The organism is Ciceribacter ferrooxidans, assembly GCF_004137355.1.
In the GTDB taxonomy this organism is placed as follows: Bacteria; Pseudomonadota; Alphaproteobacteria; order Rhizobiales; family Rhizobiaceae; genus Allorhizobium; species Allorhizobium ferrooxidans.
This window is the reverse complement of sequence record NZ_SDVB01000253.1, coordinates 134,207-154,566: the sequence shown is the minus strand read 5'-3', so window position 1 is coordinate 154,566 and position 20,360 is coordinate 134,207. Positions and strand designations below refer to the sequence as shown.

Annotated in this window: 27 protein-coding genes, 1 tRNA gene and 1 riboswitch; of the genes, 9 read left to right on the top strand and 19 right to left on the bottom strand. The window is 62.5% G+C overall.

The window, feature by feature from the left end; genetic code table 11:
- Positions 1-18 precede the first annotated feature (18 nt).
- Positions 19-384: a winged helix-turn-helix transcriptional regulator gene (locus EUU22_RS17065; RefSeq protein ID WP_205687915.1), complete on the bottom strand. Its 366-nt coding sequence runs from the start codon at positions 382-384 to the stop codon at positions 19-21.
- 32 nt (positions 385-416) lie between these two features.
- Here EUU22_RS17065 and EUU22_RS17060 point away from each other — a divergent pair, with 32 nt between their 5' ends.
- Both EUU22_RS17060 and EUU22_RS17055 read left to right on the top strand, forming a co-directional pair.
- A complete protein-coding gene (locus tag EUU22_RS17060) occupies positions 417-836 on the top strand; it encodes a putative quinol monooxygenase (protein ID WP_205687914.1) in 420 nt (139 codons plus the stop codon).
- Between the two features lie 139 nt (positions 837-975).
- Complete coding sequence (locus EUU22_RS17055) at positions 976-1,119, top strand: DUF2188 domain-containing protein (protein ID WP_129333200.1); 144 nt, start codon at positions 976-978, stop codon at positions 1,117-1,119.
- Positions 1,120-1,178: 59 nt separating this feature from the next.
- Here EUU22_RS17055 and EUU22_RS17050 read toward each other — a convergent pair whose 3' ends face one another.
- The 6 genes from EUU22_RS17050 to EUU22_RS17025 all read right to left on the bottom strand — a co-directional run bounded on the left by EUU22_RS17050 (position 1,179) and on the right by EUU22_RS17025 (position 5,960).
- Positions 1,179-1,478 carry a hypothetical protein gene (locus tag EUU22_RS17050; protein WP_129333199.1) on the bottom strand — a complete coding sequence of 100 codons (300 nt, stop codon included), beginning with the start codon at positions 1,476-1,478 and terminating at the stop codon, positions 1,179-1,181.
- Positions 1,479-1,622: 144 nt separating this feature from the next.
- Positions 1,623-1,976: a carboxymuconolactone decarboxylase family protein gene (locus tag EUU22_RS17045; RefSeq protein ID WP_129333198.1), complete on the bottom strand. Its 354-nt coding sequence runs from the start codon at positions 1,974-1,976 to the stop codon at positions 1,623-1,625.
- Between the two features lie 114 nt (positions 1,977-2,090).
- Positions 2,091-2,297 (bottom strand): heavy-metal-associated domain-containing protein, encoded by a 207-nt coding sequence (locus tag EUU22_RS17040; RefSeq protein WP_112685920.1) that lies wholly within the window; start codon positions 2,295-2,297, stop codon positions 2,091-2,093.
- A gap of 123 nt (positions 2,298-2,420) precedes the next feature.
- Positions 2,421-2,831, bottom strand: a complete 411-nt coding sequence (gene cueR / locus EUU22_RS17035; protein ID WP_129333197.1) for a Cu(I)-responsive transcriptional regulator — start codon at positions 2,829-2,831, stop codon at positions 2,421-2,423.
- Positions 2,832-2,846: 15 nt separating this feature from the next.
- The gene (locus EUU22_RS17030) at positions 2,847-5,342 is read right to left on the bottom strand and encodes a heavy metal translocating P-type ATPase (RefSeq protein ID WP_205687913.1); all 2,496 of its coding nucleotides are present in this window, start codon (positions 5,340-5,342) and stop codon (positions 2,847-2,849) included.
- Between the two features lie 159 nt (positions 5,343-5,501).
- Positions 5,502-5,960, bottom strand: coding sequence for a YcgN family cysteine cluster protein (locus tag EUU22_RS17025; RefSeq protein WP_129333196.1), 459 nt, complete (start codon positions 5,958-5,960; stop codon positions 5,502-5,504).
- Positions 5,961-6,039: 79 nt separating this feature from the next.
- On the opposite strand from EUU22_RS17025, the gene EUU22_RS17020 reads away from it, so the two are divergent.
- The 3 genes from EUU22_RS17020 to EUU22_RS17010 all read left to right on the top strand — a co-directional run bounded on the left by EUU22_RS17020 (position 6,040) and on the right by EUU22_RS17010 (position 9,527).
- Positions 6,040-8,298: a transglycosylase domain-containing protein gene (locus EUU22_RS17020; protein WP_129333195.1), complete on the top strand. Its 2,259-nt coding sequence runs from the start codon at positions 6,040-6,042 to the stop codon at positions 8,296-8,298.
- 97 nt (positions 8,299-8,395) lie between these two features.
- Positions 8,396-8,983 carry a DUF1214 domain-containing protein gene (locus EUU22_RS17015; protein ID WP_129333735.1) on the top strand — a complete coding sequence of 196 codons (588 nt, stop codon included), beginning with the start codon at positions 8,396-8,398 and terminating at the stop codon, positions 8,981-8,983.
- The gene (locus EUU22_RS17010; RefSeq protein WP_129333194.1) at positions 8,976-9,527 is read left to right on the top strand and encodes a DUF1254 domain-containing protein; all 552 of its coding nucleotides are present in this window, start codon (positions 8,976-8,978) and stop codon (positions 9,525-9,527) included. The genes EUU22_RS17015 and EUU22_RS17010 overlap by 8 nt, the downstream gene beginning before the upstream one ends.
- Before the next feature lie 31 nt (positions 9,528-9,558).
- Here the strand turns inward: EUU22_RS17010 and EUU22_RS17005 are convergent, their stop codons facing one another.
- Positions 9,559-9,753, bottom strand: coding sequence for a hypothetical protein (locus EUU22_RS17005; RefSeq protein WP_129333193.1), 195 nt, complete (start codon positions 9,751-9,753; stop codon positions 9,559-9,561).
- 251 nt (positions 9,754-10,004) lie between these two features.
- Positions 10,005-10,412 carry a hypothetical protein gene (locus EUU22_RS26285; RefSeq protein ID WP_439329160.1) on the bottom strand — a complete coding sequence of 136 codons (408 nt, stop codon included), beginning with the start codon at positions 10,410-10,412 and terminating at the stop codon, positions 10,005-10,007.
- On the opposite strand from EUU22_RS26285, the gene EUU22_RS17000 reads away from it, so the two are divergent.
- Positions 10,383-11,150, top strand: coding sequence for a hypothetical protein (locus EUU22_RS17000; RefSeq protein ID WP_439329159.1), 768 nt, complete (start codon positions 10,383-10,385; stop codon positions 11,148-11,150). The two genes, EUU22_RS26285 and EUU22_RS17000, sit on opposite strands and share 30 nt — an antisense overlap.
- A 22-nt stretch (positions 11,151-11,172) precedes the next feature.
- On the opposite strand, the gene EUU22_RS16995 is transcribed toward EUU22_RS17000, so the two are convergent.
- Together EUU22_RS16995 and EUU22_RS16990 are read right to left on the bottom strand one after the other, a co-directional pair.
- Positions 11,173-11,742 carry a LysE family translocator gene (locus EUU22_RS16995; protein WP_129333191.1) on the bottom strand — a complete coding sequence of 190 codons (570 nt, stop codon included), beginning with the start codon at positions 11,740-11,742 and terminating at the stop codon, positions 11,173-11,175.
- A 78-nt stretch (positions 11,743-11,820) separates the two neighbouring features.
- Complete coding sequence (locus EUU22_RS16990; protein ID WP_129333190.1) at positions 11,821-12,519, bottom strand: type 1 glutamine amidotransferase; 699 nt, start codon at positions 12,517-12,519, stop codon at positions 11,821-11,823.
- A 135-nt stretch (positions 12,520-12,654) separates the two neighbouring features.
- Here EUU22_RS16990 and EUU22_RS16985 point away from each other — a divergent pair, with 135 nt between their 5' ends.
- Complete coding sequence (locus tag EUU22_RS16985) at positions 12,655-12,960, top strand: Rdx family protein (protein ID WP_129333189.1); 306 nt, start codon at positions 12,655-12,657, stop codon at positions 12,958-12,960.
- A 45-nt stretch (positions 12,961-13,005) separates the two neighbouring features.
- On the opposite strand, the gene EUU22_RS16980 is transcribed toward EUU22_RS16985, so the two are convergent.
- Positions 13,006-13,443 carry a BA14K family protein gene (locus tag EUU22_RS16980; RefSeq protein ID WP_129333188.1) on the bottom strand — a complete coding sequence of 146 codons (438 nt, stop codon included), beginning with the start codon at positions 13,441-13,443 and terminating at the stop codon, positions 13,006-13,008.
- Positions 13,444-13,735: 292 nt separating this feature from the next.
- On the opposite strand from EUU22_RS16980, the gene EUU22_RS16975 reads away from it, so the two are divergent.
- Positions 13,736-13,820 (top strand) — tRNA-Leu (locus tag EUU22_RS16975).
- Between the two features lie 145 nt (positions 13,821-13,965).
- Here EUU22_RS16975 and EUU22_RS16970 read toward each other — a convergent pair.
- The 5 genes from EUU22_RS16970 to EUU22_RS16950 all read right to left on the bottom strand — a co-directional run bounded on the left by EUU22_RS16970 (position 13,966) and on the right by EUU22_RS16950 (position 17,581).
- Positions 13,966-14,355 (bottom strand): VanZ family protein, encoded by a 390-nt coding sequence (locus EUU22_RS16970; protein WP_129333187.1) that lies wholly within the window; start codon positions 14,353-14,355, stop codon positions 13,966-13,968.
- Positions 14,356-14,449: 94 nt separating this feature from the next.
- Positions 14,450-14,782, bottom strand: coding sequence for a hypothetical protein (locus EUU22_RS16965; RefSeq protein WP_165351201.1), 333 nt, complete (start codon positions 14,780-14,782; stop codon positions 14,450-14,452).
- A 106-nt stretch (positions 14,783-14,888) separates the two neighbouring features.
- Positions 14,889-15,743, bottom strand: a complete 855-nt coding sequence (locus tag EUU22_RS16960; RefSeq protein WP_129333185.1) for a C40 family peptidase — start codon at positions 15,741-15,743, stop codon at positions 14,889-14,891.
- Between the two features lie 9 nt (positions 15,744-15,752).
- Complete coding sequence (locus EUU22_RS16955; RefSeq protein WP_129333184.1) at positions 15,753-16,103, bottom strand: MarR family transcriptional regulator; 351 nt, start codon at positions 16,101-16,103, stop codon at positions 15,753-15,755.
- An 86-nt stretch (positions 16,104-16,189) separates the two neighbouring features.
- Complete coding sequence (locus tag EUU22_RS16950; RefSeq protein WP_129333183.1) at positions 16,190-17,581, bottom strand: leucyl aminopeptidase family protein; 1,392 nt, start codon at positions 17,579-17,581, stop codon at positions 16,190-16,192.
- Positions 17,582-17,727: 146 nt separating this feature from the next.
- On the opposite strand from EUU22_RS16950, the gene EUU22_RS16945 reads away from it, so the two are divergent.
- A complete protein-coding gene (locus EUU22_RS16945; protein WP_129333182.1) occupies positions 17,728-18,552 on the top strand; it encodes a tetratricopeptide repeat protein in 825 nt (274 codons plus the stop codon).
- 28 nt (positions 18,553-18,580) lie between these two features.
- Here EUU22_RS16945 and EUU22_RS16940 read toward each other — a convergent pair whose 3' ends face one another.
- Together EUU22_RS16940 and EUU22_RS16935 are read right to left on the bottom strand one after the other, a co-directional pair.
- Positions 18,581-19,222, bottom strand: coding sequence for a LysE family translocator (locus tag EUU22_RS16940; RefSeq protein WP_129333181.1), 642 nt, complete (start codon positions 19,220-19,222; stop codon positions 18,581-18,583).
- A gap of 21 nt (positions 19,223-19,243) precedes the next feature.
- A riboswitch (ZMP/ZTP riboswitch) is annotated at positions 19,244-19,326 on the bottom strand.
- 39 nt (positions 19,327-19,365) lie between these two features.
- On the bottom strand, positions 19,366-20,352 hold the full coding sequence (locus EUU22_RS16935; protein WP_129333180.1) for a type II secretion system F family protein: 987 nt from the start codon (positions 20,350-20,352) through the stop codon (positions 19,366-19,368).
- Positions 20,353-20,360 lie beyond the last annotated feature (8 nt).

Genomic DNA, 20,360 nt, shown 5'->3' with positions numbered 1-20,360 from the left:
CGGCCTCCTGAGCGATGCTCAGGCTCGGCGGCGGGGTGCGCGGGCTGCCGATGGCTCGCCGTCTCTCTCCTTTGCGGCATGCGCCATACCCCAATTCCCCATAGCGTCCAGCACCGGCACCAGCGATAGGCCGTAGTCGGTGTATCGATACTCGACATAGACTATATCCCCGTCCTTCACCGGCGTTCGGGAGATCACGCCGTCGCGGCGCAGCGCCAGCAGGTTTTCCTGCAGCACCTTCTCGGACACCCCGACAATACGCCTCAGTTCTCCGAAGGTTGCCGCCCCGTCGCGCAGCCGCCACAGAATTCGCGGCTTCCATTTTCCGCCGATGACCTGAATGGTCGCCAGGACCGGGCAATCATGCATCTTGTCGACGTCCACCCATGCCTCCATCGCCGCTTTCCACCCGCCACATGACTGGCGCCACCATAGCCCGCCTGCGGCGCCATATTGATTACCTTGAGGTAAGTGCTTGTCTCGTTTCGATATTCTGCAAAAATGCCGCCGAAACACGGGAGCGCACCGCCATGATCGTCGAATATATTCGCTATCAACTCAAGCAGCATACGCCCGAAGAGCTCGTTGCCGCTTATCGCAAGGCACAAGAAAGCCTCAAGGCCGCACCGGAATGCCACGGCGTCGAACTCTCGCATTGCGTCGAGGACCCGTCGAGCCTCACCCTGCGCATTCTGTGGACGTCCACCGAGGACCACCTCCGGGGTTTTCGCAAGGGAGCACATTTCCCGCCCTTCCTCGCCGCCATCCGACCCTTTGTCAGCGAGATCGCGGAGATGCAGCACTATGCCGTCACCGACGTCGATTGGCAGCGGTGATCCTGCTGGCCGACAGCTGCTGGATGCGCTCATCACCCATGTAGTCGTACCGTCGTCCCACCCGGTGATATCGTGAAAGCGTTCTTGCGCCTCGACCTCGTAGTCTCCATCGAGGGCGAGGACTTCGGCGAGCCACAAGGTGGTCGAAACACAGCGAGAAGCCATCGGCATCGCCCGCCGTATCGCCCAGAACCAGAAAACGGAAACGTTGATCCACGGGGAGAACGGTCGCATCCGCGAACGGAACTCCTACGGCAATGATCCGCATCCGCCGAAAGGCTGACACGCCTGTACCGTCCGCCTCTTTCGAGGCGGGCGGCTTTCTGTTTCTGTCTACCCGGCTTAGGGCTGCGAGTCGCCTGCAGGCGGGTTCGCCGGGGCGGCATCGTTGGCCGGCGGGGTTGCCGGAGCCGCGGGTGTCGTCGGCTGAATCGCGGGCGCGGTGTCGGTCGCGGGCGCCGTCGTCGAGGACGTTGTCGATTGGTCGACGCCGGGGCCGCCGCTCATCAGCGACCAGACGACCAGCCCAAGGACGATCACGGCTCCGATGGCCGCCCAAGTCCATGTGCCGCTGCGAGATGCACGCGGCGGCGGAGTCTTGACGTCTCGCGGATCGCGATTGAGGTTGGGATCATAAGTCATGGCACTTCCTCCTCTCGGTCTCGGAAGGAAATGCAGATCCGGCCGGATGGTTCCAAACGGATGTCGGCCACCCCGCCGATCGCGCGCTATCACTGGAGAACTCTGCTCCGCTGACCGGCGCGAACGACCGTGCCCCGGGACGCGTTACTCCGCCGCGCCGCCGAACTGCTCCCAGGCGCTCATGGCGTGTGCCGCATACATCAGCGACGGGCCGCCCCCCATATAGACGGCCATGCCGAGCGTCTCCTCGAACTCTGCTTTGGTCGCGCCGAGCTTCACCAATGCGTCGGTGTGAAAGCCGATGCAACCGTCGCAGCGTGTGGCAATCGCGATCGCCAGCGCCACGAACTCCTTTGTCTTCTTGTCGAGCGCTCCGTCGCGAGTCGCAGCCGACGCCATGGCGGAAAAGCCTGCCATGACATCGGGAATGTCCTTCCGCAGCGTCTTGGTCTGGGCGGAGATGTCCTTGGTGATGTCGGGATAGTATTTCGTGACCATCGGGGGAACCTTTCCTGTTAACACATAGCGATATGCATATGGCTTAACCGGAGGTCAACGGCCCAACCTTGATGAAGATCAAATCCCGGCGAGATTGCAGAAGCCAGGAGCCCGTCAGGCTCCGAGCCGTTCCGGAGTGTAGCCGGCCTCGCGAATCGCCGCTTCGGCTTTCGTGGCATCTCCGGTGACGCGCACCTCATGAGAGACGAGGTCGACGGAGACCTCCGCCCCGGGCAACGCGTCGGCGAGTGCAGCCTTCACGGACTTGGCGCAGTGGCCGCAGGTCATGTCTTCTACACGGAAGAGATTGAGTTCGCTCATGTTACTGTCCTTTTCTCTTATGCCTCTCGGCACGGATACCATCAGTGATGCACCTTCCCTCATGGGGAAGGCCAAGCGGAAATTCCTGGGCGGTATAACAACGCTTTCCGCCCTTGCCATGGCCTAGTGGCCCCTGCGTCGCGCGTCCGGACCGGCGAGATCGGCAAGGATCGGGCAGTTCGGCCGGTGGTCGCCCTGGCAGCAATCGGCGAGCTCCGTCAGCGTGGCCACCATCGACTTCATGGCTGCGATCTTCTCCTCGAGGTCGACGATGTGGGCAAGCGCCACCTTCTTCACCTCCGCGCTCGCACGGCTCTTGTCGTCCCAGAGCTTCAGCAGCCGCTCCGTCTCCTCGAGCGAGAAGCCGAGGGAACGGGCGCGGCGAATGAACCGCAAGCGATGCACTTCCTCTTCGCCATAAAGGCGATAGTTCGAAGCGGTGCGGCTCGCCGGCCGCACGAGGCCGATTTCCTCGTAGTACCGGATCATCTTGGCCGAAACGCCGGATGCCTCGGAAGCATCACCAATATTCATGTCTCTTCCTCCTAGTCAGGAAAGCCGAGTCACCTGCGCCCGCTTCAAACGTAGCGCATTGGTGACAACGAAGACGCTCGACAAGCCCATCGCACCGGCGCCGATCATCGGCGACAGCAGAAGACCAAAGGCGGGATAGAGCACCCCCGCCGCCACCGGGATGAGGAGAACATTGTAGCCGAAGGCCCAGAACAGGTTTTGCTGTATGTTCCGCATCACCGCGCGGCTCAGTTCGATTGCATGAACGACCGAGCCGAGATCGCCGCCGACGAGCACGACGTCAGCGCTTTCGATGGCCACATCAGTGCCGGTTCCGATGGCGAGGCCGGTATCCGCGCTCGCCAGTGCCGGGGCATCGTTGATGCCGTCGCCGACGAAGGCGACCGTCGACCCCTTCGATTTCAATTCCCGGATCACGTCCACCTTACCCGCCGGCAACACTTCAGCGATCACCTCGTCGATGTCGGCAGCGCGGGCGATCGCTTCCGCAGTTCCGCGGTTGTCGCCGGTCACCATAACCACTTTCAGGCCCATCGCTTTCAGCGCCGAAACCGCAGCGGGGCTCGCCTCCTTCAAGGGATCGGCAACGGCGACCGCTCCGGCGAGAACGCCATCGATAGCCACGTAAAGAGGTGTCTTTCCCTCGGCTGCCAGCTTGCGAGCGACGTCGGTGAAGAGCGCAACCGAAAGTCCGAGCTTTGCCATCAGTCGGTCGGCGCCGGCCGCCACGGCACGACCGGCCACGATGCCCGTAATGCCGAAGCCCGGCATCGCGTCGGCCTTCTCGACAGTGGCCAGGGCAATCTTGCGGACTTCCGCCGCGTTGACGATTGCCTCTGCCAGCGGATGCTCCGAACGCACCTCCAGGCTGGCGGCGAGCATCAGTACCTCGTCCTCGGAAAATCCGTCCGCCACAATGAGGTCGGTAAGCTCCGGCCGGCCCTTCGTGATCGTTCCGGTCTTGTCCATGACGACGACGCCGACCTCGCGCAGTTTTTGCAGGGCCTCGCCCTTACGGAACAGCACACCCAACTCCGCCGCACGTCCCGTGCCGACCATGATCGACGTCGGAGTGGCAAGCCCCATCGCACAAGGGCAGGCGATGATCAGCACCGCGACCGCGGCGACGAGGCCGTAGGTATAGGCGGGCTCGGGCCCGACGAGCACCCAGGCGACAAAGGTAAGTGCCGCGATCACCATGACCACCGGTACGAACCAGCCCGTCACCTGGTCGACCAACATCTGGATCGGCAGTTTCGCTCCTTGTGCCTCCCCGACCATACGAATGATCTGGGAAAGCATGGTATCGGCGCCGACCTTTTCCGCCCGGAAGCGGAAGCTCCCACTCGTGTTGATCGTGCCGCCGATGACGGTCGCGCCCGCGCCTTTCTCGACAGGTACGGGTTCGCCGGAAATCATGGACTCGTCAACATAGGAGCCGCCGTCGATCACGGTGCCGTCAACTGGAATACGCTCACCGGGGCGGATCACCACGACATCGCCGACGATGACTGCCTCCGTCGCGACATCGACCGTGACGCCGTCTCTTTCGACACGAGCCGTCTTCGCCTGCAGGCCTGCGAGTTTGCGGATCGCCTCACCGGTACGTCCCTTGGCTCGCGCTTCGAGCAATCGCCCGAGCAGAATGAGCGTGACGATCACCGTTGCCGCCTCGTAGTAGATGTTGCGCGCTTCGTAAGGCAACAATTCGGGCGCGAACGTCGTCACGAGAGAATAGCCGTAGGCTGCCGACGTTCCGATGGCCACGAGTGAATTCATGTCCGGTCCGCCCCGCAGGAGCGCAGGAAACCCTTTAAGATAGAAGCGGAGACCCGGTCCGAGCAGAACGGCCGTCGCCAGGGCGAACTGGATGTAGTTCAGGAGATTTCCAGGAAAGATCTCCATCAGCGTGTGGTGCAGCGGCGGATAGAGATGGCTACCCATCTCTGTGACGATAAGCGGCAGGGTCAGAATGAACGCGATGACGAAATCGCGGGTCAACGTGCCGATCTCGCGGGCGCGCGCTGCCTGCGCGGCATCTCCCTTGTCCGTGTCGGCCACCAACTTAGCGCCATAGCCAGCCTTGCGGACCGCGTCGAGCAAGGCCGGCACCTGGGTCTTGCCTCCAAGCACGGAGACGATCGCCTGCCCCGTCGCCAGGTTGACCGTGGCGCGTTCGACGGCCGGCACAGCCTTTAGGGCCTTCTCGACCCGACCGACGCAAGAGGCGCAGGTCATGTCCTCGATTTCGAGTTCGATCGTCTCCGGCTTCGCCTCGTAGCCGGCGGCATGGATCGCCGCCAGGAGCTTCTCCGCAGTGAAGCCCTCTTGCGGCCTTACCGTCAGAGTCTCACTCGCAAAATTCACGGCGCTTTCGGCGACGCCGGGCACAGCCGCGGCCGCCTTCTCGACGCGTTTGACGCAGGATGCACAAGTCATGCCCTCGATAGGCACCTCGATGGCGGCGGCGCGCGATGACATCTGGTTCAGTCTTGTCGGCAGTTCGTTCATGATTTTCACCTCTGCCACCCTAGATGGACCTTCCCATCATGGGAGGGTCAAGAGGCAAAAGCGAATTTTCTCGAATATCCGAAACGCCGAGCGTGGTGAAAGACGCCGTAGCGGTGTGGCATCCACCTACAGTACGTCACGCATTGGCGCGGTGCCGGCTCACGATTCGCCAACCCTGAGGGGCCAGTCGACAATGTAGTCCTCGAAGTCCTCCACCGGCACGACCTCCTCGCTCACCGTACGGCCGCGCACGGAAACGCCGGCCTGGTGAACCGTTTCCCGGTCGCCGGATACCAGATAGTGCCACCAATAGAGATCCTCGCCCTCGGAGATCAGCCGGTAGGCGCAGGTCGGCGGCAGCCACGAAATCGTCTCCACCTCATCCAGCGTCAGACGAATGCAGTCGGGCACCGTGGCCTGACGGTTCTCGTAGTCCTTGCACCGGCAGCTGTGGGCGTCGAGCAACCGGCAAGCCACCGACGTGAACGCGACCTCCCCGGTATCCCAGTCCTCGAGCTTGTTGAGACAGCAAATCCCGCAGCCGTCGCAGAGGCCTTCCCATTCCTCCGCCGTCATTTCAGCGAGTGTCTTGCGTTTCCAGTAAGGAATCTCGTTCATCATCACACCTTGCGGGAGCGGCTACGTGACGCCGCTTTCTTCTTGTTCTTTGGGCCCGAATGGACCATGTATCAAGTCTATGCCGACGGCTCCATGCCTCGACGCCCTCCTGTGGCGTGCGGCGGCGGCCTCGTCAAGCTTTCAACGCGCCAACGGGGAAAGTTCTAAGGTGCAGGAGCCCGAACCGCCGAAAAGGAGATCGCGCAGGAAGAGCCACATTCTTCTGCGGATCGATTCCTGGATCGACTCGACCGTGTGGAATGCGGGGTTCGCCGCCGGAGAAGCCTGGGAGGAGATCACCATCTTCTTCCGCCGTTTCCGCGTGCATGGATGGAAGCGAGCAGTTTTCGAGGTGCTTGGCGAAGCCATGACCCTCGGCGTCGCGGGCAGCGTGCTGCTGCTGGCGCTTGCGATGCCGGCCTTCGAAGAAACCAAGAAGGACTGGCGCAACCGCGGCAATTTCGCCGTCACCTTCCTCGACCGCTACGGCAACCAGATCGGCCACCGCGGCATCATCCACGAAAACTCGGTGCCGATTGACGCCCTACCGGACCACCTGATCAAAGCGGTCCTGGCGACCGAGGATCGCCGCTTCTTTGACCACTTCGGCATCGATTTCCTGGGCCTTATCCGCGCCATGAACGAGAACGCGCGTGCCGGAAGCGTTGTGCAGGGCGGATCGACGCTTACCCAGCAACTCGCGAAGAACCTCTTTCTGACCAACGAGCGCTCGCTCGAACGCAAGATCAAGGAGGCATTTCTGGCCCTGTGGCTGGAGGCCAATCTCACAAAGAAAGAAATCCTGTCCCTCTATCTCGACCGCGCCTACATGGGCGGCGGGACATTCGGTGCCGCAGCGGCGGCGCAGTTCTACTTCGGAAAGAACATCACGGAGGTCAGTCTCGCCGAATCCGCCATGCTCGCGGGTCTCTTCAAGGCGCCGGCGAAGTATGCGCCGCACGTCAACCTTCCGGCGGCGAGGGCACGTGCCAACGAGGTTCTGTCCAACATGGTGCAGAGCGGAATCATGACTGAAGGACAGGTCATTGGTGCACGCCGCAACCCGGCCACGGTCGTCGACCGCGATGACGCCGAGGCGCCTGACTATTTCCTCGATTGGGCATTCGACGAGGTGCAACGGCTCGCGGCACGTCTTCCTCAGCACTCTCTGGTCGTGCGAACAACCATCGACATGGGTCTTCAGAAAGCCGCGGAGGCGGCGGTCGCCTCCAGCCTGCGCGAATACGGCGAAAGCTATAACGCAAAACAGGCGGCGCTGGCCCTAGTCGAGAACGGTGGCGCTGTTCGCGCGATGGTGGGTGGCCGCGACTACGGCGAAAGCCAGTTCAACCGCGCGACGAAGGCGCTGCGTCAGCCCGGCTCTTCCTTCAAGGTCTACACCTATTCGCTGGCGATGGAATCGGGTCTGACTCCCGACTCGCCGATCGTCGATGCCCCGATCTCCTGGGGCAACTGGAGCCCGCACAATTACGGGAACAGCTATGCCGGAAGGATCGACATCAAGACTGCTCTCGCCAAGTCGATCAACACCATTCCGGTCCGTCTCGCCAAGGAGAAGCTGGGACCAAACGCGATCGACAAGATCATGGCCGAAGCGAAGAAGTTCGGCATCGAGACGCCCATCCGCAAAGACGTGACGATTCCGATCGGAACCTCCGAAGTCACAGTGCTCGACCAGGCCACGGCTTACGCGGTGTTTCCCGCTGGCGGTTACCAGTCTCGCCGTCACGGCATCGCACAGATCATGAACTATGACGGCGACGTGCTTTACGATTTCTCGCGGGATGAACCGCCGCCGCAGCGGGTGCTCTCCGAGACCGCCGCCGCCTACATGAACCAGATGCTGACGCGTGTCCCCTATGTCGGAACGGGGCGCCGAGCTGCGGTGGACGGCGTACTGACCGGCGGCAAGACCGGCACGACGCAGGCCTATCGAGACGCATGGTTCTGTGGCTTCACGGGGAACTACACGGCCGCCGTCTGGTTCGGCAATGACGATTACACCTCGACCAACAACATGACCGGTGGTTCGGTCCCCGCGATGACTTTCAAAAAGCTGATGGATTATGCCCACCAGGGCATCGAGCTTCGCGCCATTCCCGGCGTCGAAAATCCGGTGCCGGAAGCCGCGACCCCAAAGGTTGCGGCGGCGCCGACCGGAGGCGAACCGTCGGGGCTGCCGCCGCTCATGCGGCCCCGATCACTGTCCGCGGATTCGACCCGGCTGATTCACGAGATCGGGCGCATGTTGAAAGAGGCCAAGCCCGTCGCCACCCCCCGCAAGGTCGCTTCCGCGCCCGCCCGCGATCCCGGATAGGCGACAGAAAACAGTCCAGCGGACTTCGGTTGCGTTTGAACTTCAATGGTTTGAATGATACCGCTTGCAGCCGGACAACATGGAATTGGTCGACAAGGTGTTCCGGGTTCCTTTCCTCATTGCCGTCGCGCTCACCATCGCTTTCGGCGGCGGCATTCTCTCCGCAATGTGGGCGCTGCAAGCATCGGCCGGCTTCGGAGCGATAAGGCGCGGCGCGTGGCAAGCGTTTCCCGAGGCGCAGACTGCGTCGGCCGATCCCTACGCCCGGTCGCATCGGGCCAAGGCAGGGCGACTTCTCTACGGATCGGCAGAGGGGCTGGTCTTTACTGCAACAGAGGACGAGCAAGGACGACGGCTGAACGCGAATTGTGCTTACCGGTTGCATGGTCGCACACCGACCGCGCGCACCTGGACTCTTTACGCCGCGAACGCGGCAGGCCGGCCACTACCGGCAGCAGAATCGCTGCCCTCCTCCTTCAACGCTCGAACGGTGCTGCGCCATCAGGACGGCAGTTTCGATATCGTGATCGCAACCGGTCCCCGGCCCGGCAATTGGCTGGCGCTGCCACAAACGGGGTCGTTTTCGCTGGTACTGACGCTTCTCGACACCCCGGCGGCGGGGAGTTCCGGCCTGATCGGCCTCGACATGCCGGAACTGGAACGCATCGGGTGCGGGAATGGTTAGGAAGCTTATCTTTGCAGCCGTGACGGGGATCGTTGGAGCGGCGCTGCTGCACATCCTCATTATCCTGGCACTTCCGAGCTTTACCGGACAAGACGCGTATACGCGCGTGCAGGCCGAAGGTCCGGAAAACGCCTTCTACAGCCTGCCGGACGTGAGCGAGGGGCAGAGGCTTGCCAATCTCGATCCCTATGTGAAGGTCGCGGTCTGCCATTTTGATGTCACGAGCCAACCGGTGAGGCTTCTTGCCGGCAAAGGTCCCGGCTTCTGGTCGCTCGCGGTCTACAACAGCCGTTCCGACGAAGTCTTCAGCATAAACGACCGAACCTCTGTCGATGGGAGCGTCGATGTGCTCGCAGCTTCGACCATCCAACTCGGCCGTATCCGAAAGACGCTGCCGGACTCCCTGTCGCGGACGATTACCGTCGAACTCCAGGACCCACTCGGCTATGCGGTCCTGCGAACCATGGCCCCGCAGGCGAGTTTCGAGGAAAGCGCGAGAGAGTTTCTCGCGGACGCCGTGTGTGCGCCGTTCTCCGACTACTAGCGGCGGTTCTGCCGCTGCAAGTCCGAAGCGATCAGTGGGGCAGGGGATCTTTGCCCCTCGGTTGAGGCACGCACGGCCCGTCGAACACATCGCTTGTGCGGACGAGGTGACCGTCGCGGTACTCGTACCGAACCCCCGTGAAGAGCAGGATCACCGCCTCGTGGTGCTCCGCCCGCCGTTTCGGCTGGCGCGCCAGCCGTTCTTCCAATCTCACGATCTCCGCCATGCTCGTCTCCGTTTCTTGGCCGAGAAGGATGAAGAAATCGATTTCACCCTGCCCTCCGTCTTGAAGGGCCGGCACAGCCCGGCAAAGCTTCCCTCTTGGATCACGGCCGGATCATCTGCGCCTTTCTCCAGCGCGAACCGACGGTGGGGCGATACTCACGGCCCACCAGACGGGGCACGCCTAACAACGTGTGCCTGCAAGCGAATCGGCGTGCAGTTCCACGACTACATCCCAATTCACGCACAGCTTAGTTAACAGCTTGCTAACAAATTTGTTCTAGTTTGGCTCATATCTGTCTTGCGTAAGGTTAAGGTCTTGTCGTGGTCGATCGCTTTCGGGAACTGGAAAAACCCCAGGGGTTGCGGAAGAAGGACGTTGTTCTGATGGCGACCGTCACCAGCTTCGAGAACGTTCGACATCCGCGAAAGAGTGAGTTGAGGCAATTCGCGGAACTCTTCGCACCCCTCTTCCAGGCTTCCTCTGAAGACGCCCGGCGTCAGGCGGTCGCAGCTCTTTCGCAGAATCCGAACGTCCCGCCAGCCGTCGCTCTTTTCATCGCATCGCAGCCGATCGCGGTCGCGGCCCCGTTTCTCGCCTCGTCTCCGTGCCTTTCCGATGATCTCCTCATCATGATTGCCCGAACGCAAGGTGCGGCGCATGCCCGCGCCATCGTGCGCCGGCCGTCGCTGTCGCCCACAGTCATCGATGCGCTTGTCGGCCTTCGTCACAGCATGGGGCCTGTGCGGTCCGGCGCCGATGAACGCTCCGACAATGTCACCTCCACGGAAAAAGCTCGGCAGGATCACAGCGAAGAACTGCGCCAGCGCATCAAACGGCTAGCCAGTCATCTCAGCGCCCCCGCTTCCGACCGACTGGGCATGCGCACGATAACGCCGATGCAGGAAGCGCTGCTGGTACGTTTCGCCCGTACTGGCGAGGCGGATCACTTTTGTTCGACGCTGTCGGAGGTGCTTTCCGCAAGCCGCTGGCTTGCCGAACGCATCATGCTCGACATTTCCGGTCGCCAGCTCGCCGTGACCCTTACGGGCGTGGCCATGCCAGCGGATGAAACCGTCTTCGTGCTCAAGTGCCTCTATCCGCATCTGTCCGAAACAGTCACCGAACTGACGCGCGCAGATGCCTTGCTCAAGGACCTGGATCCGATCGATTGCGCCGACCGTATCGAGACCTGGCGCCGGGCTGACAGCTACACCTATCGACAGGATGGCGGTGCCATGACCGTATCCAGCGCCTCTAACATCGGCGACCCGCCGGCAGGCCGCACCACGATGCGTACTGACGAGCTTGCGGCCGGTGGCGCTTCGCCGGATCGCCGCCGCGGGGCGATCGTTCGCGATGATCACGCCCGCCAACTGCGCAAGGCGCGCCAACGTTAAGGCACGTTTCGCCCCACCTTTCCTAGACGAGACCGACCGCCCGGCCGGCGAGACCGGCGGCAAAGAGGAGAAGGCAGGTTGCAGCGAGCCGGCCGATCAGCGCCGGATGGCGGCGGTGGATCGCGCCGATAACCGCTGCACCGAAGGAAAGCCACAGCGCCGCGACGACGAGGATCGTGGCCGCAAGAACAGCCAGATAGGCTGCAATCTGCGGCGTTCCGGCCGGTATAAGCGCCAAGCCGATGATCAGGGCCTTCGGGTTCGTGACAGTCGTCCAGTAGACGCACTGCATGCGAATACAGACCTCGCGGTCCGCGGGAGAGTTAGTCCAGAGCCGCACCGCGAGCGACAGAACCCAGGCGGATGAGCAGAGCTTCACGGCAGTCGCAAAGAGCGGAGCGTCGGCGATGAAAGGCCCGGCAAAGATTACGAGCGGCAGCACGGTCGTGAAATACCCTGCGATCTCGGCAGCCATCAACGGCAACGACCGCCGGACGCCCCGGCTGGCTCCTGCCACGGCAAGGAGCGTGTTCGTCGGCCCCGGCGTAAGCAGCAGCAGCAAGAGGGCGGTCGCGAAAGCGGCAAGACTCATATCAGAACTCCGTCGGTATGCATGCATGGTAGCGACGGAGCTGTCGCCTGACTTGATACGGATCAAGTCACGACGACGTCAGATCTGACGGACCCAGGCGCGGGCAATCTCAAGGCCGGAAGCGTCCGCTTTCGCCGCGTTCCTCGCGGCGTGTTCCGGATGGCGGGCAAGCCATCCCGGCGCCTTGCGCTCGACATGCGCAGGAAAAAGACGAATCCATTCCTCGACGACCGGCTGGTCCGCCTCGAAGTGAAACTGCATACCGTAGGCTGCCCTGCCGATGCGAAATCCCTGGTTCTGGGCAATGTCATTCTCGGCAAGACGGGTGGCGCCCTGCGGGAGTGTGAACGTGTCGTCGTGCCACTGGAACGAAACGAACTGCCGGCCCAGATGGCCCAGGACCGGATCGCTCCTCGCGCCGTCGGCGAGCATGATATCCCGCCATCCGAATTCGGGCGCCGCGCCGATGAGGTTCTCGCCGCCATAGGCGCGCGCCAGCACCTGGCTGCCGAGGCAAATGCCGAGAACAGCCTTGCCGGCTTCGCCGAAGTCCTTCATCACACCGGCGAGCGCCGGCAGATATGGATGGATGTGATCGGCGCGGGCGTTCTGTTCGCCGCCAAAGACCACCAGGGCGTCGTGGTCATGGATGTCGGCCGGCAAAGGTTCGCCGGCAAAGGCCCGGATAACTTCGATCGCCGCCCCCGCCTCCCGGAGCGCTACGCCGACCAGCCCATGCTGGGTAGAAGGCATGTTTTCGACGATAGCCACACGCATGCTTGCGATCTGCTCCGATTCCCGTAGATCCGGTGGCAGATGACCATGACCGCACGGCGGATTCAAGAGCCCTGAACCTGGTCCGGTGGACCACCCATGGCCGGACCGATATCATCGTTGCGAACGGAGAGGAACATGCCAACCAAACCCCGCATCACCATTCTCTACTGCACCCAGTGCAACTGGCTGCTGCGCGCCGGCTGGATGGCGCAGGAGCTGTTGCAGACATTCCCCGACAGCCTCGCCGAGGTAGCCCTCATTCCCGGCACCGGCGGCAATTTCGAAGTCCGGGTCGACGGAACCCTGGTCTGGGAGCGCAAGCGGGACGGCGGCTTTCCAGGCCCGAAGGAGCTAAAGCAGCGGATACGCGACGTGATCGAACCGGACCGTGATCTCGGCCATGTCGACCGGCCCGGGCCGAGCCCGGACAATGCAGGCTGAAGAAGGCCGAGTGTAGATCCGGCCTTCTTTGGCGTACGGTTCAGCTCACCGATAAGGCGAGCGGCAGACGTGGAAGTAGCCGTCGTAGCCGACATAGCGGTTCGTCCGCGGATTGTAGGAACGATAGCGCTCGAGGCACCATCGCACGTGATTGTCCCAGGAGCGTGGCACACGGTAGATCGGCGGTGGCGGGCGATGATAACGCCAATAGGGCGGCGGCGGTGGAACCGGACGGTAATAGGGCGGACCCGGCCGATAGACCGGTGGTGGAGGCGGTGGTGGCAGCCAACGTGGTGGCGGAGGTGGTCGGCGCCAAGTGTCGTAGCAGCCGTAGCGGTCGCAGACGACGACCGCCTGTACGACATTGGTAGATGCCGCTTCGCGCTCCCCGGGCATTGAAGGCATGGTGGCGCTGGCCGGCATCGGCAGTGCACTTGCCACAGCCAACAGCCCGCCAAGCAGAAAATTCCGGATCTTATGCATTGAGTGTCTCCCCGTCGTCCGCCTATCCGCGATGCCACCCGGTCTGGAGGATCACAAGACAGATCGACCCGAACGATCTGTTCTCCACCCGTCCGAATCTTGGGTGCGATCATGGCTTTTCGAAGACGACTCGGGGTCCTGCTCCACGCCTTTCCGCGGTCGCAAGTCGCCTGTTGTTCCGCCGATATCCGGGACCGTCGCAAGGCGCCACACCGCTTTCTCGACTGCCGACACGAAAACTTCAAAATGCCTGTTGACAGCAGGAGGCGACCCCCTTACATGCGTGACCGTCGCCCAGATGGCGGAATTGGTAGACGCGCAGGTTTCAGGTACCTGTGCCGCGAGGCGTGGAGGTTCGAGTCCTCTTCTGGGCACCAAGTTCCCGTTTCAAGCCGTAGATACGGCGTTGAAAACACGATAAAAGCCCGGTTCGTCCGGGCTTTTATCGTTTCGGGCACCGGCGCGATCACCCCGGCGCCTGCACACTGGCATCTTCGTTCACGGTGAGCTTAGAAATTCGTGTCAGTCCTTCCGAACGGACGCCGAACGAGGGACGAGTGACGGGCGCACTGAGGCCGAGAGATATGATGCGGCATAGCCGGCAGCCACCCCGACCAGAACGCCCAACGACTTCACAAGCGCATCCTCGACGTGAGCGTGTCGAGTCGGCGAAATGACCTGCATGATCTCGAAGAGAGCGGCGCCTGCGACCAGGAGCAGGCCTATCCGCTTCCAGCGATCGGGATAGCCCAGCACGAAGAGCATGGAAATTGCCGCAAAGGCGGCACCACGATCGAGATTGACCGTCGTCAGCGTGTGGGGCCTGAGACCTATCGGGCTGATGGTGACGAGGAAGATCGTGAAAAGGAGGCTCCAGGCGAGGACCCTCGAAAGCGACGAGAATTTGAACATCCCCACAGCCTAGACTGTTGTCTCGGCAGAGGAAAGGCCGTCCGGGAAAGGCACCCCTGCTCTCCTCGCAAGGCTCGTAGGCCGAATGAAGGCGCTATTTCTCGATATCGCGTGGATTGACGCCGGGATACCAGGAGCCGGTCAATGGAGGATTGCGGCTCTCGAAGGTGACGCCGTCACGGGTGCAGCGGTAGACGAGCGCAGGCAGGGTGTCGGAAAAACCGACGTCGTCCCGGTTGCGGAAGCGGCGGGTAGCCGTCGTGCACCTGTACTCCGGCTCCTTGCGCGACGCGTCCGGGGCGGTGACGCCGGGCAAATCCTTGAAGTAGCCGGAAGGGTCGATCAACCGCGTTTCGCCCGATTGAGCCGGGAGCATTACGGCGGACATGCCCAAGAACAAGCTCAGCAATGCCGAAACAATCTTCATGGACTTGCCCTTCTGGTTCCCCGCCGGCGGTTGATCCGAAAGCTGACCGCCAGGCATCATATAGGTGCGGGAGCCGGGAAGCGTAAGACCGCCATCCGGCGCACGATCATCGGACGGGCCTGCGATAACCGGTCGGCAAGTCATAGAGCCAGCCGATACGCTTCACCGCGGCCTCGAAATCCTCACGCGCGACGGTCATCGTATGCCCGTTGGCGTGAAGCAGCGTCTTGTCGTCTTCCATGATCGCGACATGGCCTTTCCAGAAGACGAGATCACCGCGCCTCAGATCGTCACGTCCGATCTCGGTGCCGAGTCCGACGGCCTGCATGTCGGTGTCGCGGGGCGCCGAGCGGCCCGTCATCATCAGCGAGAGCTGGACGAGACCGGAGCAATCAATACCAAAGCCGGAACGTCCGCCCCACAGGTAGGGCGTTTCCAGAAAGCGGGCTGCAACGGCCACGTAGTCGTCACTCGCATAGGTGCCGATCGGCAGACAGTGCCCTGCAACGATCGCCCGGCCGTCCGCGAGCAGGAGATAGCGAGTGCCTCGGGTCTCGGCCTCGCCGACGACCGCGAGGCGGCTCCCCATCGAAAGGGCAGCAGAGGCGGGGAAGCGCAGATCCGCACCGGGATACAGAAAGGTACGGGGGACGATTACATGATGGGTCGGCACGGCACCGGGCGACCCTAACGCTGCGTCCGGCAGGTAGCCGACATAGCCGTCGTTCGCCGCCTTCACCCACGCCCAGCCATCTGCGCGATCGAAGACCGTCACCTCTTCTCCCAGGAGAACCTCCGTGTCCATGCCGGACGCGAGGTCAGGTTTTGGACGAAGGGCCGCAACCGGCAAGCCGATCCGCGCCGGTTCGCCAACAACGAAGCGGCGGGCGGCCACCTGCCCCTCCAGCGACTTGTCGGCGAGGTCTTCACGATAGGCATTCAATCGTCTGTCCAGTGCCATAAGACCCTCTCAGATCCCCAAAGCTCGGCCCTTTTCGATGACGAGGTCACCGAAACGCTCGAGGTAGAGCGCGCCGCCAACAGTGCGCTTGATAATCACGTTGCGACGGTCGCGGTCGTCCCTGACGCGCTCGACGAGGCCCATTTCCCCCATCGTATCCAGTGCACGGGTAATCACCGGCTTGGTCACCCCGAGCGTCGCCGCGAGCCCGCGCACGGTGTGTGGCGGTGGCACGAGATAGATCTGCAGGAGAATCGCCATCTGCCGAAGCGTCAAATCGCGATTGTCCTGCAGAACCTGTTGCACCGTCACCCTGTGCCAGAGGCACAATGCCTCGGTCGCAGTCAGTTCCACACTCATCCGACGTCATCCGGCTTCACGACGAACCTCTTTTCCGGCAATCGCCCGCCGTTTGCAAGACTCACGGCGGCAAGCACCCCGCGCCGTCAGCGAACACTGGAGCGCAGATAGCGGTAGAGCGCACGGATCGCCTGAGCCTCGCCGCCGACTGGTGAGTGCGGACGTTCCGAGGGCGCCCAGCCAAAGATGTCGAAATGGGCCCAGCTTCTGGCGCGGCTTACGAACCGTTTGAGAAACAGCGCTGCCGTGATCGCACCAGCCATACCGCCGGCCGGCGCGTTGGTGAGGTCAGCAATCTGCCCCTTCAGACTCTTGTCATACCCCATGTAGAGCGGCATCCGCCAAAATGGATCGTCCGTTTCGATGCTCGCATCGATGAGCTCTGCGGCAAGTTCCTCATCGTCGGTGAAGACGGGCGGCAGGTCCGGGCCGAGCGCGACGCGCGCCGCGCCGGTCAAAGTTGCCATGTCGATGAGAAGATCGGTTTCCTCTTCGTCCGCATAGGCGAGCGCATCAGCGAGTATCAGCCGCCCCTCGGCGTCCGTGTTGTCGATCTGTACGGTCAGCCCCTTACGACTGCGATAGACATCACCGGGCCGGAAGGCATTCCCTCCGATCGAATTCTCGACGACAGGGATGATGACACGCAGATCGACCTTGAGCTTTGCATCCATGATCATCAGCGCCAAACCCAGGACATTGGCTGCGCCGCCCATGTCCTTTTTCATTAGCAGCATCGAGGAAGCAGGCTTGATGTCCAAGCCTCCGGTGTCGAAACATACGCCCTTGCCGACCAGAGTGACCCGGCGATGGCCGTCCTTGCCCCACCGCATCTCGAGAAGACGCGGCGCCTCTGCACTCGCCCGACCGACCGCGTGAACCAATGGGAAGTTGGCCTGCAGAAGATCGTCGCCGACGATAACGGAAACCTCTGCCTTGTAGTGTTCCGCAACCGACCGGAACACGCGTTCAAGCTCCCCTGGGCCCATGTCGTTTGTCGGCGTGTTGATGAGGTCTCGCGCAAGAAAGACGCCGGCGAGCTGGCGCTTGATGTCGGCCGCATCAGCGTCCTGCGGAATTAACAGCTTCGGCCCAGCCTGGTTCTCCTTGCGATACCGATCGTAGCTGTAGCTGCCCAGACCGTAACCGAGCGCGAGGCGATTGGCGGTGAGTGGCGCGGTCTCGACATGCCAGTCACCGGCAGGAAGCTGGCGGGCAAGTCTGCCGGCGAGAAAGGGCGTCGCCGAGGGATTGGTGCCGAGACCGAAGAGTGCGCCCCCGAGGTGGCCATCGGCCGTCGGGACGAGAAGCAACGCCCCCGCCTCTGCGGTGAAGCCCGCCTTGCGCGCCCAATCGAGCGCGATCGGGTCGATTGTGCCGGTCTCGATGTGGGCGGGTGTCACAGCGAAGATCGGGAGGGTCTTCCCGCTCTTCGTGCTGAAGGGGCTTTTTCGATCGATATATTGGTAGGGCGCCATGGATGCTCTTTCTGCGGAATCAGTCGCGGTCGCCGACATTAACGCTCCGTTAGGGTTAACAGATTATTGCTGGTCACAAGGTTGCGTCGGATGCCACCTGCAGGTTCCGCCGACGCCGGAAGTGCCGCATCAGGGGGAAGTGAATCATGGGGGCCAGGAAAACCACGTCACATCGCACGATGATGGCCGTCAGAGTCTTTATGTTTGCGCTCGCGACAATCACGGCCGGTTGCGCCACCACCGCCAAGAAGGACCCAACCGTCACCGGGTCGATCCCCAAGCTCACGAAACCAGTCGAGGCGATGACGACGAGCGAACTTGCCGCGGCCGCTGAGCGGATTGGCTCGGCCTATGATCGTAATCCCAAGGACAAGCAAACGGGCCTGACCTACGCAAGCATTCTGATGATGACCGGCCGCGACACTCAAGCTCTGGCCGTGATGCAGCAGGTCGCAATCGCCAACCCAGCTGATCGCGATGTACTCGCAGCCTACGGTAAGGCGCAGGCGGCGGCGGGCCAGATGGAGCAGGCCTTGTCCACCATATCGAGAGCACAGACGCCCGACCGCCCGGACTGGCGGCTTTATTCGGCCGAAGGAGCGGTGCTCGATCAGCTCGGCCGCTCCTCGGAGGCCCGTAACCGCTATCGCATGGCCCTCGATCTGAAGCCGAACGAACCATCCGTGCTTTCCAATCTCGGCATGTCCTACGTCCTGTCCGGCGACCTCAGGACTGCGGAAACCTATCTCAAGTCAGCCTCGCAACAACCGACGTCCGACAGCCGCGTGCGTCAAAATCTCGCCTTGGTGATAGGTCTCCAGGGGCGCTTCGACGAAGCCGAGCGCATCGCACGCCAAGAGCTCGATCCGCAGCAGGCCGAAGCAAACGTCGCCTATCTGCGTTCGATGCTGGCGCAACAGAATTCGTGGAAGCAGCTTGCGGCCAAGGACGCAGATACGCAGACCAACTGATGCGGGAACCACAGGATCGTCGCGGAGCTCACCAGACCCGCGAGGAGATTCCCTCTGCTGCAAGGCGCGCGCCGAGGCCAGCCATGACCGCGCCGGCCGTTCGATCGATCCAGGCCTTTGCGCGGACATAGGCGCGGCGCGGGGCACGTGCGGAAAAGACAAGCGCGACCACCATATACCATCCGGCCTCGATGCCGAAGAGCATCGGCACCAGTGCGAGCATCAACCAGCGCTCCGGCTCGGCGGGGAGAAGTGCGGCAAATATGCTTCCGTAGACGATGACCGTCTTCGGGTTGCTGAGCTGGATGAAAAGCCCCGTGACAAGATTGCTGCCGAGTGACCTCGCACGCTCCGGTCCATTGCTTTCGAATGCAAGCGGCGTGGACGCATGCCTGAAGATGCGAAAGCCTACATAAACGAGATAGAGGCCACCGAGAATCTTCACGAGTACGAAGACGGTTTCGGCGCGCAGAAGGAGAGCGCTCAGTCCAAGAAGCGCGAGTCCTCCGAGGCAGGCGCCCCCAAGCCCCATGCCGAGCGCCGCTGCAACACCGGCCGATCGCCCCTGCGCGATCGCTGTACGGCTCACCAGAATGAAATTCGGCCCGGGACTCATTGCACCGATCAGGATCGCACCGAGTATACTGACGAAAATCACTTGAGACGACATGGGGCAACTCCAGATGTTGGATGTTCGTGCCCAGGCGAGCGGCGTCCGTTTCGCCCGCGCTCCCCGATGGTTACCCATCTCTGTCGCCAGTTGCGCGGGCGACAATAGGTAACGGCTTTCGTCACCCGCCGCAATATGCAGCGTCAGAAGCGATCGGAGACTTGTATGCCAGCCGGCCCGAGGATGACGGCAACGAGCACCGGCAGGAAGAAGAGGATCATCGGCACGGTCAGTTTGGGCGGCAGGGCTGCGGCCTTTTTCTCCGCCTCGTTCATGCGTTCGTCGCGGCCCTCCTGCGCGAGAACGCGAAGGGCCTGCGCAACGGGCGTCCCGTAGCGCTCGGCCTGGATCAGGGCTTGAGTGACGCTCTTCACGCCGTCGAGCTGGGTGCGGTTGCCGAGGTTCTCCAATGCAGTCCGGCGATCCTGCAGGAACGAAAGCTCGGCCGTCGTCAAGACCATTTCCTCGGCGAGCTCCGGCGACTGTGTGGCCATCTCATCAGAGACACGGCGCATCGCGGCCTCGATCGAGATGCCCGACTCGACGCAGATCAGCATGAGGTCGAGGGCATCCGGCCAGGCGCGCTTGATCGACAGCTGTCGCTTGCTCATCCGGTTGGAGACATAGATGTTGGGAAGATAGAAGCCGATATAGCCGCCGACCACCGTCACCAGCATGCGAATGGCAAACGGCCGTTCCGCGAGATTGCCGAGCACGAAGATCCAGATGGCCGTCAGCGTCAATGTCAGGAAAGGCAGAAGAAACCGAGCAACGAGAAAGATGTTGAGAGCGTTCTGCGAGCGGAAGCCCGCGGCCTTCAGCTTGTCCATCGTGGCGTCATCGACCAGCGCCTGACGCAGATTGAACTTCTCGACGATCTGGCGGACCGAATGGTTATGCGAGGCACGCAAGCTCGTCTTCCCGCGCCCGCCGTCGGCGTTCATTCGGGCGCGCTCGCGGGCGCGAATCTGCTCCCGTTCCGTCGATACCGCCTTCATGCGCTTTTCGAGATCGCCGCGCTCGAGATACGGAATGGCAATCGTATAAAGCGTCGCAAAGACGGCGATGGCGACCAGAACGGCGATAACCAGTGCAGGGTCGGTCAGTCGGGCGGCGAGATCCTGCGTCATTTCGGGCG